The sequence below is a fragment of the Vibrio campbellii CAIM 519 = NBRC 15631 = ATCC 25920 genome (genome assembly GCF_002163755.1).
Lineage (GTDB): Bacteria > Pseudomonadota > Gammaproteobacteria > Enterobacterales > Vibrionaceae > Vibrio > Vibrio campbellii.
The window spans coordinates 1,255,667-1,270,103 of sequence record NZ_CP015863.1 but is presented as its reverse complement, the minus strand read 5'-3'; the positions used below and the strand labels follow the sequence as shown (position 1 = coordinate 1,270,103).

Genomic DNA, 14,437 nt, shown 5'->3' with positions numbered 1-14,437 from the left:
CGAACCTGTTCCCTCTAATCTTTGCCAGAACCCCGCAATTACTGAAGAAAATATCATCATCCTACTGTTTCCCATCGTTAAGTTATGGTTCCATTGGGGAATAACTAGAAAGAATACTTTTTTGCTGCGGATACACTCATGGATGCTGTTTTACATCAGTTGCAATTCTCGTTGTCGATCACTGGCCCCATCTGCTTAATGCTGGTGTTGGGCGTTATCTTCAAACGCATTGGTCTTATCAACTACAACTTTATCGAAGTCGGTTCTAAACTGGTGTTTCAGGTCACGCTGCCTGCGATGTTGTTTTTGAGTATCGTCGTCTCCGAGCACGACTTCTCCGCAGCCAGTGGCTTTGTTAATTACGGCATTGTTGCCAGCATTTCGTTTTTCATCTTCACCTATATTTCTGTCAAACTGTTCTTCAAATCTTCACCAGACCAAGGTGTTTTGATTCAAGGTGGCTTTCGCGCCAATACGGGCATCATTGGTATTGCGTATGTGGCGAATGCTTACGGTTCACAAGGTGTGGCTCTGGCTGCGCTTTATGTCGCAGTAACGACCTTTATCTATAACGTGCAAGCGGTGATTTGTTTGTCTCCCAAAGGAGCTACGTCTGGCTCTCAAGCCGCCAAACTGATGATGAGAACCTTAACCCGCAATCCGCTGATCATCTCGATTGTTTCTGGCATGGTGTTCTATCTTCTGTCTATCCCAGTCCCTGATGTCGCGATTGATGCGGGCAATTATCTGTCGAAGATGACGCTTCCCCTCGCCCTGTTGTGTACTGGCGGTTCACTCGATTTAAGTTTAATGAAGAAAGAGAAAGGACCGTCTTGGTTTGCCAGCAGTTACAAATTACTAGTTGCTCCTATAGCGATTACCACAGGCGCGTATTTTGTCGGCTTTAGAGGGATTGAGCTTGGCATTCTTTTCTTTATGAACGCCTCTCCCGTTGCGGCAGCGAGCTACGTTATGGCACGTTCAATGGGAGGTAATTCTGTCTTGGCGGCGAACATCATCGCTCTAACCACCGTGCTTTCGACCGTGACTTGTACCTTGGGAATTGTGATTTTAAAAGCGTATGGATTAATTTAACAATAAAGCCTCGCGAACACACAACCTCTGTAGATATCTAGGGGTGATTGGCTAAGGTCATTTTACGCACCAAACGGAAGAATTCGTCGGATTCCTCTTCCGTCAAACAAGAGAAGAAATCTTCTGATCTTTCATACTTGCCTATTCTACTTTCGGCTTTGTTTTCATTTGGATAGTACTGTGTTTACAAGAGGCTCGCGACTGCGATCCTTCGTCGCTTTCGGGAATGACGAGAAACATAACCGAGAAAGCAACACCCCGTCATTCCGACGAGCCTAGGCGAGATCAGGAATCAAATTGCCACACGCTCTAGGCTAAATATTTCACCTCAAACACAAACTATCCAATTGAATCCAAAAATAAAGGACGCCGAAGCGCCCTTTTCTTGTACTTATTAGTAATAGTATAACTTAGTCTTTAGCGCTATGTCCTACTCTTGGCTTGCCGTTGGTTGTGAAGTAGATTCCACTTGCTCTTTTTGAGCCTCTTTTCTTGCGCGGCGGTCGAACAAACGCTCAACCACAACGAAGAACACAGGCACAAAGAAGATACCAAGCAAGGTCGCACTTACCATACCGCCAAGTACGCCCGTACCTACCGCGTTCTGACCCGCAGAGCCTACACCCGCACTGATCGCTAGCGGCACTACACCCAGACCAAACGCAAGCGAGGTCATGATGATAGGACGAAGACGAACACGTACCGCGTGCAGCGTTGCTTCAATCAAGCCCGCGCCTTTCTCGTAGTATTCCTTCGCAAATTCGACGATAAGGATCGCGTTCTTCGTTGCCAGACCAACAGTGGTCAACAAACTAACTTGGAAGAATACGTCGTTATCCATACCGCGAGTCATTACTGCAAGTACCGCACCTAATAAACCTAAAGGCACTACAAGCACGACCGCAAGTGGTACTGACCAGCTCTCGTATAGTGCCGCTAGTACAAGGAAGACAACCAGAATCGATAGAGCGTAAAGCATTGGCGCTTGGTTACCAGACAAACGTTCCTCATAAGAGATGCCGTTCCAGGTCACCTTAAAGCCAGGAGGCAGTTTTTCTGCCATAGCTTCGATTTCTGCCATTGCTTCACCGGTGCTGACGCCAGGAGCCGCGCCACCTTGGATGTTCATCGCAGGTAGACCGTTAAAGCGTTGCAATAGTGGAGAGCCGTAAGTCCACTCACCCGTTGCGAATACCGAGAATGGCACCATTTCACCTTGTGAGTTACGCACGTACCATGAGTCGAAATCTTTCGGCTGCATACGGTGTTCTGCGTCACCCTGCACCATTACCCTCTTCACGCGTCCGCGGTCAATGTAATCGTTAACATATGCCCCACCCCATGCCGAAGCTAGGATTTGATTTACATCGTTAATGCTCACACCAAGCGCACGCAATTTCACGTGATCGATATGAACTTGGTACATCGGTGCATCTGCCTGTCCGTTTGGACGCACGCCCACCAGTTTCGGGTTTTGTGCTGCCATACCTAGGATTTGGTATTGAGCCGCTACAAGCGCTTCATGACCGTTTCCGGTAGAGTCTTGAAGGTAGAAGTTAAAGCCGGTCACGTTGCCCAACTCTTGAATCGCGGGTGGTGTAAACGCAAGCACCATTGCTTCTTTAATCGTTGAGAAGTAACCCATCGCACGACCTGCTAGCGAAGCCGCATCCGAACCTGGAGCTTCACGTTCTGACCAATCTTTCAGACCGATAAACGCCATACCCATGTTCTGACCTTGACCCGCGAAGCTGAAGCCCGCAACCGAGAACACTGACGCGACGTTGTCTTTCTCTTCTTCTAGGAAGTAGTTACGGACTTTTTCTAGGGTCTTTTCAGTTTGCTCTTGAGTCGAGTTCGGTGGCAAAGTTGCCATTGAGACCACAGTACCTTGATCTTCATCCGGTAGGAAAGACGTTGGTAGGTTTATAAACAACCAACCTGCGCCCACGCTCATTGTAACGAACACTAACAGCATACGACCAGTGCGTTTGAGTATTTTCGCTACGCTCTCTTCGTAACTCGCCGTCGCCGCATCAAACTTACGGTTGAACCAGCCAAAGAAGCCTTTCTTATCCGAAAATTCCGCATCGCCCTTTTTTAGCAAGCTCGCACAAAGTGCCGGAGTAAGAATGATTGCCACCAATACCGATAGCGCCATCGCCGCTACGATAGTGATAGAGAACTGACGGTAAATAACGCCAGTTGAGCCAGACATAAACGCCATTGGTACGAATACCGCAGACAGCGTCAAACCAACCCCCGCTAGCGCACCAGTGATCTGTCCCATCGACTTCTTCGTCGCTTCTTTTGGATCAAGACCGTCTTCGTGCATTACGCGTTCGACGTTCTCTACCACAACGATCGCATCGTCCACCAGCAAACCAATTGCCAGAACCATCGCAAACATGGTTAAGGTGTTAACACTAAAGCCAGTCGCGTAAAGAATCGCGAACGTACCTAGCAATACCACAGGAACCGCAATCGTTGGGATGATCGTCGCACGGAAGTTCTGCAAAAACAGGTACATTATCAAGAATACCAACACGATAGCTTCAAGCAATGTCTTGATTACTTCTTTGATCGACGCGTCTACGAATGGCGTGGTCTCAAACGGGTAAGCGATCTTCAAACCGTCTGGGAAAGTCGTACTCAGCAGACCAAGACGCTCTTTTACTGCTTCTGCCGTTTCTAACGCGTTCGCACCAGCACCCAACGAGATACCAAGGCCCGCCGCCGGGAAGCCGTTGTACTGAACTTTGACATCATAGCTTTCTGCACCGCGCTCAACACGCGCCACGTCTTTCAGGTAAACGTTCGAACCATTCGCTTCTGATTTCAAAATGATGTTTCTGAATTCAGCCACGCTGGTTAAGCGGCTTGCAGAAGAAATGGTCGCGTTAAGCAATTGGCCTTTCTGCGCAGGCGCTCCCCCCAACTGACCAGAAGAAACCTGTGCGTTTTGTTCACGAATAGCGTTCGCGACGTCGATTGCTGTTAGGTTGAACTGAGTCAGTTTTAATGGGTCCAGCCAAACACGCATTGCATATTGAGAACCAAACGCTTGCACTTGACCTACGCCCGTTACACGGCTGATCGGATCTTGAATATTGGTAACAACAAAGTCACCGATGTCGTTTTCTGAGAAGTCTGGGTCTTCAGAGTAAACCGCCACCACCATAAAGAATGCGCTGTTGGATTTGTTGACGATGATACCTTGGCTTTGTACTTCCATTGGAAGCGACGTCATCGCCAATTGCAGTTTGTTCTGCACCTGAACTTGTGCGATATCTGGATCCGCTTCGCTATCAAACGTCAGCGTAATGGTCGCGTTACCAAACGCATCACTACTTGAGTTTAAATAACGTAGGTAATCCAGCCCCGTCATTTTTTGCTCGATAACCTGAGTCACTGAGTCTTCTACGGTTTTCGCAGAAGCACCAGGGTAACGGGCATTGATTGAGATCGTAGTCGGTGAAATCGTCGGGTATTGAGAAACCGGCAAGTTGAACAGGGACATCACGCCTGCCAACATGGTCAGAATCGCAAGTACCCATGCAAATACCGGACGATCGATAAAGAATCGTGCCATGATTATACCTGCTCACCCGATTGAATGGTCACTGAGTTACCCGGTTGGATCATCTGTAAGCCAGTCGTGATGACTTTATCACCCACTTTTAAGCCTTCTGTGATGCGCCATTGGTTACCGATAGACTCAGCCGTCGCCACTGGAGTAATAGACACCTTATTGTCTGCACCAACAGTCATGACTGAAGCTTTGCCTGTTGCGTCACGCGTTACTATGTTTTGTGGTATAAGGATCGCCACAGGATCCACACCGACTGTTACCGTTGCACGCACAAACATACCCGGCAGCAATAAGCCATCTGGGTTCGCGAATTCTGCACGTAGTGTTACGCTTCCCGTGCTTTCATTTACTTTAACCTCAGTAAACTTCATTGTACCTTTGTAAGCATAAGTCGAGCCATCTTCCAGTGTTAGCGTTACTTGAGCGGACTCGTCTTTTTGCAAGTGGCCTTGTGACATCGCGGCTTTTAAACGAAGTAGCTGAGCAGAAGATTGCACGATATCAACATTGATTGGGTCTAGCTGCTGGATGGTCGTTAGCGTCGCCGCTTGGTTTGCCGTTACCAGCGCACCTGCCGTTACGTTAGATTTGCTGATCACACCGCTGATTGGCGCTTTAACTTGTGCGTAAGACAGATTGATCTTGGCCGTGTTGAGCCTCGCTTTCGCTACCAACACTTGCGCTTTCGCTTCTTTGTAAGCCGCTTCTGCTTCATCGAGATCTTGTTGACTGATCGATTTCTTAGTGATCAACGCACGATAACGACGAACTGTTGAGTACGTTGACTCTTCAGATGCTTGAGCGCGGATCAGTTCCGCTTCTGCGCTTAGTAGGTCTGCTTGGAACGTAGAATCGTCGATCTGGTAAAGCGATTGACCTTGCTCAACCACACCACCCTCTTCAAAATTACGTTCAGAAATAATACCCGTTACCTGAGGGCGAACTTCTGCTTCTTTAAACGCTCGGCTGCGACCTGGCAGTTCTACTGTTAGCGCTTGGCGAACAGGTTTAACCGTCATTACTGTCACTTCAGGTGTCGGCGCTGGACCACCTTGCGCTTGTCCTTCTTGGCTCTGTTCACACCCGACCAATAATAGGCTCGACGCTATCAAGAGCGATAGCGTGGTTCTAAGTGTCATGAAAATTCTCTCTTCCTATCTAAAAACTTGTCTTAATAAAAGTAGGCATCGATGCTGGCTTAATAGTTGCTGCCTAACAGTTGTTTACTATCAGGCTGCCTCTTCGAACAGCACTGGTAATTATAAATGCAACATGAATAGCCCAAATAACAGACAGAATCTGAGAGGAAAACTGTTAAGTTAGAGCAAATTAATTTTGATTCAATAGAACTAATTATGTTGACTCTAATCCTCTTTGTATCGGAGGCTTTAAGTTCAAACTAATTAAGTAGCCCATAAAAACCGATGATCAGTTCATGGGTTTGAGCCACAAAGCCTACTTTTATCTTTGTCTTTTATGTTTCGCGCATTCTAAAAAGAACAAACACTGAATACCTGACTGATATTGCTAATTAGCTATGAACCATGAGTTTTTGCTAAAAAATGAATGTTGGCTAGTGAATAACAGCCAGTGAATATGGACCTAATAGTTAAGATGCAATCTAATTACACTTTAGTTAACTAGAAAGTAAGAGACTGTTGTTCGGGTAAGGGTAAGAGTAAGCTTTTAGAAATAATGACTCTTAAGCAAAAATGGCGACGGAAACAAAAAGAACGACCAGACCGAGCAAGGCAATCCATCTAAATACGTGGCTAATACCGTCCATAACTATTCTCCTTTATCAGGTTGGATAAGTTGGCACTTCACTCAATAATGATTATCATTTGTATCTTATACCCCAAGTCCGTATTTGCTGCTTGATAATTATCAAGCTAAGGAAAACAGCGTGCCCGCCTCTATAATTTCACTCCTTAACGAAGACGAAAGAACGCAACTATTTTCAAAACGCTCTCCTTTACATTGTGATGTTGGGTATCCACTGTTTGAGCGCGGGGAACCTGCAGAAAATATGTATCTAGTAGAGAGAGGAAAAGTTTCACTATTCCGTTTGATGCCAAACGGCGACGAAAAGCTGTTTCGGGTTTTTACCGCAGGGGAAATGATTGCGGAAATGGCGATGTTTATGTCCCCAAGAACCTATCCAATGAATGCTCGCGTCGATCAGGATACGGAGTTGTCTGTGTTCCACTACCAAGATGTGCTGACGGTGTTTACGCGATCTCCGCAAACTTCATTAAAAGTGATGAACTACATGACCAATCGTATCCACCAGCTGATGGATACCGTGAATATTTTGACGCAAGTAAACGCAAACCAAAGACTGGTGATGAAGCTAGCTGACTTCCATCGTGCTCAATCGAGAAGAGAAGGGAAAATCACGTTACCCGTGACAAAAAAGCTGCTTGCAACACAGTTAGGTATGACGCCAGAGACGCTTTCTAGAGCGTTCAAAAAACTGAAAAACGATGGTTTTATTACTGAGTGTGAAAGTCATATTATATTCCTAGACATACCTGCTATGTGTAAAGCGGCGGAGTTAGCATCAGCAATATTTCAGCGAGATTTAACTTAAACGCTATGAAATAAAAAACAGCTCCTAGGTAGCTGTTTTTTTTATTATTTCTATAAGCGATATTAACGCTCAGGTCTTATGCTTTCTTCACAAATTGCGCCGTCACCATCATCTCGCCAGCGCCATCAACTTTACAATCTAACTGATGATCTTTGCCGTCTTTAATGCGACGAATCACCGCTTTGGTGCCGATCTTAAGTACCAGTGAACTGCCTTTTACTTTTAAGTCTTTCGCTAACGTGACCTTATCACCTTCTTGCAGCAACGTGCCGTTGGCATCTTTCACATTTACGGCATCTTCGTCTGCCGCCTGAGTAGGATTCCACTCGTAAGCACACTCCGGGCAAACAAGATGGTCTTGGTCTGGGTAAACGTATTCTGAGTTACAATTTGGGCAAGGAGGTAGAGACATAAGTAATTACGAGCTAATGAATTTGCCGTTATGGTAAAGGGAATTGCTCACCTTATCGAGTAGATTTGTCAAAAAACGCCAGCCCAGCTTATTCTCGATATCCCCGTACTGGAATGGTTAATCTTTTCCAATAACTTAGCACACACCTTGCTCTTCCGCTGTTCGCACTTGCTGCTTTTTTTATCTAATTAGCACAGCAAAAGTTTTTGCTCTCGTAACTTTCGTCAAAATACTATTTCTCTGTTCAACAATCCGCTGTCCAAAAAATAAAAACACTCATAAACACGGGGGCGTTACGCTCACATATCAAACAAATTAAATGATATTTAAATCACTAAAAATACATTAAATTTCGGCTGACAACAAATATCCAAACGCAAATTTATAAAAAGAGCTGAATTTAATTACATTGATATCAAAAAACGATGAATAAGTTTTGAATAAATATAAATAAAAGCAAAACTAAAAGCTCAAGATGTTGATTTTTAAGGAATTTTTTACCAAGACGCATCTTAAAGCTTACCCAAACCAACCTTTTTGCAAACGCTTCCCCCTCCCCCTATTCTGAGCCCGACGTTGTGCTAACAAGAGAGTCAAACCTCTAATTAAGTTAGAACTAAAGTCAAAAAATAAATAACAAAAAAATCAATAAAACCAAAAGTGGAATCTAAAAATTAAGGTTCCAAACCATGAGGGAATATTTATGGGCAACTTAAAGCAGAAGGCACTTATCACACTGCCATTAACACTACTTTCCGCATCAACATTCGCAGCAATTAATAGCAGCTATGAGGTTTCGTCGATCACACTCAGCGCTGACCACAATGAAAGCCTTGGTGCGCCAATGCCTTTTTATGCGAATGGGAAAATGCAATCGAAGCTGAATGTCACCGTTGCATTCGCTGACCGATACGGTCAACCGGTGACGGTTAGCAACGACGAAGTAAAGAATTCGATTTCGTTTTACCTAAAGAGCAATGATGTTCAACTAGGCAGAGACAAAGACTGTCGCTATGGCCGTGACTGTTGGGGCTACACATACAACGAGAATGACTACGCACACCAAATTAGTGGCATGTATCGCGGTGCTGAAAGCCTTCCTAACTCGCGCGTTCTTTCAACGGCATCAAACAAGCTGACAGCTTGGGTATACGGCAACGAAATCGCTCAATATCGCCAAGTTTGTGCACAAATCGAGTTCGAGGGTGGCAACGTCTACGACAGCTGTACCTACCCATACGATGAAAGTGCTCTCTACCAAGGTTTGCAACCTATAGAGTACAGCGCTTCTAAGTTTGAAGACATTGGTACGGGTGAAAGAGTTTGGCAAGACGACGGTGACGGCTTCTACTTTGAAAAGGCAGAAATTCGAAACTTCTATATCACACCAACAGACACTTCCATCACCATGACCAAAGTAGCCGTGGATAACTGGGAAGAGTCGAGCAACGACAAGGTCTTTTTACGAGACGAATGGCTTGGCTGTTATGACGATTGTCCAAACGGATTCCGCTCAGTAAAAGGCTACATCTTTGAGCCAGGCCGAGAGCGCACAGTCTCAGACGAATACGTATGGAACAGCGCAGCTGGCCAAAGTCGCACAGCAACGTGGCGCGTTAACCAAAAGCTGCGTTCTGTGACGCTAAGTCAGCTGCTTTTCTCTGGTAACACATCAATCAATGACTCTCAAAAAGAATACCGCTTCACCGCTTATGACCAGTACGGAAACAAAGCGCGTCTTAAACTGACTTACCCTCAAAGCCAATTTAGCGGCGGTGGTCAGAAGTGGGATTACACCAAATGGAACCTAGTTAACCAATAATTTCTCGGCCTTAGAAAAATGTTAGCCCACACTCGCTGGGCTAACTTTCGCCTTAAAGGAGGCACTATGTCTAATTGGACTTCAAATGCGTTTAACTTTGATAGTTTTTGTTCAGGGGGCGTAGACCAAAGAACAAGAAGCTACTCCTATCAAATTCTTCTCGGTTCCTTAGTCGGCAACTGGCTAAAAGGCCCTAACCTTGATATCGCTCTGCAATTTTCTCCCTACTCGACAGATAACTTAGGCTTCGGCAAAGGTTGGAAGTTAAACATTCCAAGATACGATCTAAAAAATAAGCAACTGCATCTTGCGAATGGACAGTCTTACCGAGCTGAATTAGGTGCAAACTACAAACTTGATCTCCGCTACAAGAAGCTGCTCGATTTCTCCGTAAAAGGCGATGCCAGCGGTTATGAAATTACTTATCGAAATGGTCGTAAAGACATCTTAGATGACCACGGTAACCTAATTAAAATCATTCAAAGTGATGGGCATGCTTTGCATTTTTCTTGGTTAAACATCGGCTCAGAAAAACGCCTAAACAAAGTCTGGGATGACCGTACATCTGAGAGCCAACCACTTTTGCTTATCGTCCACGTGAATCCGGGCAGAGTGAATATTTTCACCAACATTGGCAGTGCACACGAAGCGTATTTCAGCCTTATTTTGAACAATAATAACCTTGTTCAATGTAACCTATCTGAAAATGCGGGTAGCTATGACTTTGGCTACAAAACGATAGGGGCTTATAACCTGATTCAGAGTGTCACCCACCCTTGTGGGATGCTTGAGCAACTTGCTTATGAAGCAAATGGGATCAGAGTCAACATCAACACTTACCTCCCAGCGGTGACTTCTCATCGTGTACTGACTCGAAACTCTCCCATTATTACGACGGAGTATGACCGCGTAAATTCCGATAGCCGCAACTTTATGGGCTACGGCGTTCAGGGCGGCAGTTTAGGTGAAGGTATCGATAACCTTCTTGAACGTGGGTTCGAATACGCATACCAAGTACAAAAAGTGGAAGGTGGGACGATTAAGACCATTCAAACCTACAACCAATTCCACTTGCTGGTTAAAGAAGAACGTCTGGTAAACAATGAACTTGTTCATCTCAAGACGCTTGGCTATCCAGCGCGTAACAATGAGAATTTTGCCAACCAGCCAGCTCAGTATGCCTTAATCAACAAAGAAGAGCAGAAGTGGTCATCGGGTGAAGATAGCCACCTACAAACTCGTCATTGGGATTACGATCAATGCGGCAACATGTTGTCTTTCAAAGATGAAAACAACATCACTGAGTTTTATGAATATTACTCGTCAAAAGGGGAGTCTGGCTGCCCTGCTTCGCCTTCTGGCATGGTGAACTTTGTGAAGTCTCGCACCCTAAGTAATGGTTCTGAAGAACGTAAGATCTCCTATGAGTACGGTGAAACGACTGGTTTCAACAACCAAAAGGATGTCGTACTGCGCTTAGAAAATGCTCATGACCGCTACCAAAGCCATTACAGCTACCACGAGGATAAAAACAAGGCGTTTTCTCTAGGTCGTTTAGCATCAATCAAGAACGATATCATGCATGCAGATGGTACCTTCTCAAAAACCTCAAGCTATCAGTACACCTTAGGCAATGAGACGGTCGAAGAGCATGAAGAACTGGTTTGCCACGACAACACCAAAACTAACGTCGTTGTCGGCCATTATTTTGATATCGGCGAAATAGCTCATCACGTGGACGCAGATGGTGTTCGCTGTAGCTTTGAATATGACTCGCTACGTCGTACTAAAACCGAACGTATTGATGGTAGTGCAGCACGCTCATACCAATATCTTGTCGACACAACTCAAGCTAGACAAACTTTGGTGCTGACAGACTGTAAAGGCAACTTATGCGAACAGAGTTGGGATGGCCAAGGCAGAGAGTTAGAAGCGAAACTAGGCAACACAACCACTTGGAAGAAAGAGTACGACGCGCTCGGTCGCCTAGAAAGCAAGAGCTCATTTGATGATCTTCCCGATAAAAATGCACGCTCGATTTCTGTCACTCAAACCGAAAGGTATGAATACGACGATTGGGGTCAGGTTAAAGCCACTACGCTGCCGAATGGCAATCGTCAAATTGCGTTTAACAACCTTGCAAGCCGTCAAAAAACACAAGGCATTGAGGGCTTAGCGTTAACAGTAAGCAATTTAAACAGTTGGGGATTGGAAGATAGGAAGCAACAGGGTGATCGTGTTTGGCATTATGAATACGACGCTTGGGGTCGACTGAAAAAAGAAACCGATCCTGCGAGTCAATCGAAAAGCTATCAATACGATAAGTTTGATCGTGCGATTCATATTACTCAAGCTAACAATGTGGCTCAGCAGATCACCTACGCAGCGCATACTGATCAAACACAAGTCACCAAACTAGAGATCGGTTCGCAGATCGTTGGTCAGCGTGACGTCGACGGGTTGGGACGACCTCTTGAGCTTCGTCGAGGGGCGAGCAATCGAGCTTCTTTAGCTTGGACGTACGCAGATAGCAGTAATATTCCAGAAACGGAAACCAGCTTGTCTGCGCCAACAAGACGCTTTACTCGTGATGATCAATTAGGCGTTCTCAACGAGAAAGAATCCGGCGATCAGTTAACGACATACCAATACGATCCCGTTTCTGGCCTACCAACGGGCAGCCAAGATAACAACGGCAGTCGCAGCACGATCACGTATTCCTCAACAGGCCTTCCTGAGTTTGAACAGCATGATGGAAGTATCCGCCAATATGCTTACTCAAAAGGCGGCGTGATTTCTTCCATTCAAGGTGCTCGTGATAGCCGTCAGTTTGGCTACGATGAGCTTGGTCGATTGGTCAAACTAAGTACGGATAATGCCACTGTCGAATACGAATACGATCAGTTTGATCGCGTTACTGAAGAGCGTTTGACGTCCGGCAATCAAACACAAATCACCGAGATTGAATGGGATGAATACAGTCGCGAAATCAATCGCGCGGTGGCACTCAACGATGTTTATATCTTTGAGCAGTCTCAAGACTATAACGAACTTGGTTTGCTTCGCTCTCGCGAAAAAGAATGTGCGACGCAGGGCAAGGTAACGGAGACGTACACCTATGATTCACTCTCGCAGCTAAAGCGCGTCGATTTCTCAGGTAATGGTCCGCTCAGTGATTGGGGGCAGCCTATCGTATTCCTTGAATGGAGCCACGATGACCTAGGCAATATGTTGACTCAACGCTGCGCAACCAGCGAGTCCCAAGACTTCGCGAATTATTACTACGAAGCGGATGATCCAACACAGTTAACACGTATCACTCACACGCACCCTCAACTTCCTAGTCAAACCGTACTGAAATATGACCAGAACGGAAACATGATTCAGGATGCCGAAGGTCGAGAGCTTCGTTACGACCACTTCGACAAACTCACTAGCGTGCTGTCCGGCAATACAGAATGGCAATACTCATACGACAGTAATGATCGCCTAATCCGACAACATTCTGGCTCCGAAAGTCGTCAGTTTGAGTATTTGTGGAGTGACCTCGCGTCTATCGAAGAAAATGGCAGCGTCACTCACTACATCTACGATGATGGCGTGCCGAAATGGTCAGAGCAAGGTTCTGTTGTCTCTATGCTAGCAACCGATCAAAACGGTTCTGTCATCGCTTCCAACACAGCTGGTCAAACTGGCTCGATGTACCGCTACTCTCCATATGGACAACGCGAACAGGTGGGAAATACCAATGAGCAATAAAGATTCTGTATTCATTACTCCGCTTAATCGACGTGAGTTTCTGATTAAAATCGGCCAAACCAGTGCAGTGGCTGGTGGCATTTCATTACTGCCAACGTCTGTACGTCTTGCAATGGCACAATCGATGACTGTCTCCTCTTCGCACTTGGGCTTTAACGGCGAATGGTTGGATCCAGTACTTGAGGGTTATCACCTAGGTCAAGGTTATCGTGTCTATCAGCCGAAGTTGATGCGCTTTAACGCTCCAGACAGTCTGGCGCCATTTAGCGAGGGCGTGCACAACGCTTACGTATACTGTCACAACGACCCAATTAACTTTACTGACCCAAGTGGCCACTTGAACATCAGTAAAATCTTGTTTGGTGCGTTCGGTATCATTGCGGGGATTGTCGGGATTGCGCTTGCGGCCCCAACCGGAGGCTCAAGCTTGGTTCTTGCTGCTGGTATCATCGGCGGCATTGCAGGCATGACCAGTGGTGCGCTCCAGCTTGCGTCAGGCATCATTGATGACGGCGACATCTCACGTAAGCTGGATATCGCCACCATTCCATTTGACATTATTGGCGTGGTCAGTGGCGGCTATTCGGCTTTCAAATCAGTTCAAAATATTCGTTGGATAAGGGCTGGTGGAGCATTCGATGATCTAACTCAGCCAGGGCTTGGTTCTCGACTATGGAATAAGATTCGCCCATCCGGCGAGTACAACCTTGAATGGGCTCGAAAAGCGAACCCTGCAATGAGAATCGGTAGTTCAGAAGGTCAAGTTATTGCAACAAAAATGGTACAAGGCGGCAAAACCATGACTTATACGCCGCCCCCGATTCACGGCGGCTTTACTAAGGTTCTTCTTGGTCAAGTAAAAGTTGGGGCTCATGGCTACACCATCTACCAAGGCATCATGACCGCTCGTTCTATCGGCAGTCTTGGTTGGTCAGTGGTAAAAACCATTCCGGGAAGATTAGATAGCGGGAAGTCATCAGCAGAGAGTATGGTGACGGAAGGAAGAAGTGCAAACCCTGAAGCAAGAAAGACCCAGTTGTATTCTCTGGAGGAAACTCGCCAACGCGTCAAATACGGGAATGACGTGCAAAGAATGATTCGTCAATTACCTTTGTCGTAACGTACGATATGAAAAGCCAGTGTGAAAACTCTGGCTTTTTCTTC

8 protein-coding genes and 1 pseudogene are annotated in these 14,437 nt (G+C 45.9%); 5 read left to right on the top strand and 4 right to left on the bottom strand.

Annotation, left to right across the window (positions count from 1 at the left end):
* Positions 1–138 precede the first annotated feature (138 nt).
* Positions 139–1,095, top strand: coding sequence for an AEC family transporter (locus tag A8140_RS06085; protein WP_005528897.1), 957 nt, complete (start codon positions 139–141; stop codon positions 1,093–1,095).
* Positions 1,096–1,132: 37 nt separating this feature from the next.
* Here the strand turns inward: A8140_RS06085 and A8140_RS25510 are convergent.
* From A8140_RS25510 to A8140_RS06070, 3 genes and pseudogenes are all read right to left on the bottom strand, one after another.
* Positions 1,133–1,219, bottom strand: a pseudogene (locus A8140_RS25510) (MarR family transcriptional regulator); the annotation flags it as partial.
* 306 nt (positions 1,220–1,525) lie between these two features.
* Complete coding sequence (locus A8140_RS06075; RefSeq protein ID WP_005528898.1) at positions 1,526–4,687, bottom strand: efflux RND transporter permease subunit; 3,162 nt, start codon at positions 4,685–4,687, stop codon at positions 1,526–1,528.
* A gap of 2 nt (positions 4,688–4,689) precedes the next feature.
* Entirely contained in the window at positions 4,690–5,826 is a 1,137-nt protein-coding gene (locus tag A8140_RS06070) for an efflux RND transporter periplasmic adaptor subunit (protein ID WP_005528900.1), read from the bottom strand.
* A 767-nt stretch (positions 5,827–6,593) separates the two neighbouring features.
* Between A8140_RS06070 and A8140_RS06065 the strand changes: the two genes are divergently transcribed.
* Entirely contained in the window at positions 6,594–7,280 is a 687-nt protein-coding gene (locus A8140_RS06065) for a Crp/Fnr family transcriptional regulator (protein ID WP_005528902.1), read from the top strand.
* 76 nt (positions 7,281–7,356) lie between these two features.
* Here A8140_RS06065 and A8140_RS06060 read toward each other — a convergent pair whose 3' ends face one another.
* On the bottom strand, positions 7,357–7,692 hold the full coding sequence (locus A8140_RS06060; protein ID WP_005426222.1) for a zinc ribbon domain-containing protein YjdM: 336 nt from the start codon (positions 7,690–7,692) through the stop codon (positions 7,357–7,359).
* 703 nt (positions 7,693–8,395) lie between these two features.
* On the opposite strand from A8140_RS06060, the gene A8140_RS06055 reads away from it, so the two are divergent.
* The 3 genes from A8140_RS06055 to A8140_RS06045 all read left to right on the top strand — a co-directional run bounded on the left by A8140_RS06055 (position 8,396) and on the right by A8140_RS06045 (position 14,393).
* Positions 8,396–9,514 carry a hypothetical protein gene (locus tag A8140_RS06055; RefSeq protein ID WP_005528906.1) on the top strand — a complete coding sequence of 373 codons (1,119 nt, stop codon included), beginning with the start codon at positions 8,396–8,398 and terminating at the stop codon, positions 9,512–9,514.
* A gap of 66 nt (positions 9,515–9,580) precedes the next feature.
* Positions 9,581–13,273, top strand: coding sequence for an RHS repeat domain-containing protein (locus A8140_RS06050; RefSeq protein WP_005528908.1), 3,693 nt, complete (start codon positions 9,581–9,583; stop codon positions 13,271–13,273).
* The gene (locus A8140_RS06045; RefSeq protein WP_005528914.1) at positions 13,263–14,393 is read left to right on the top strand and encodes an RHS repeat-associated core domain-containing protein; all 1,131 of its coding nucleotides are present in this window, start codon (positions 13,263–13,265) and stop codon (positions 14,391–14,393) included. The genes A8140_RS06050 and A8140_RS06045 overlap by 11 nt, the downstream gene beginning before the upstream one ends.
* Positions 14,394–14,437 lie beyond the last annotated feature (44 nt).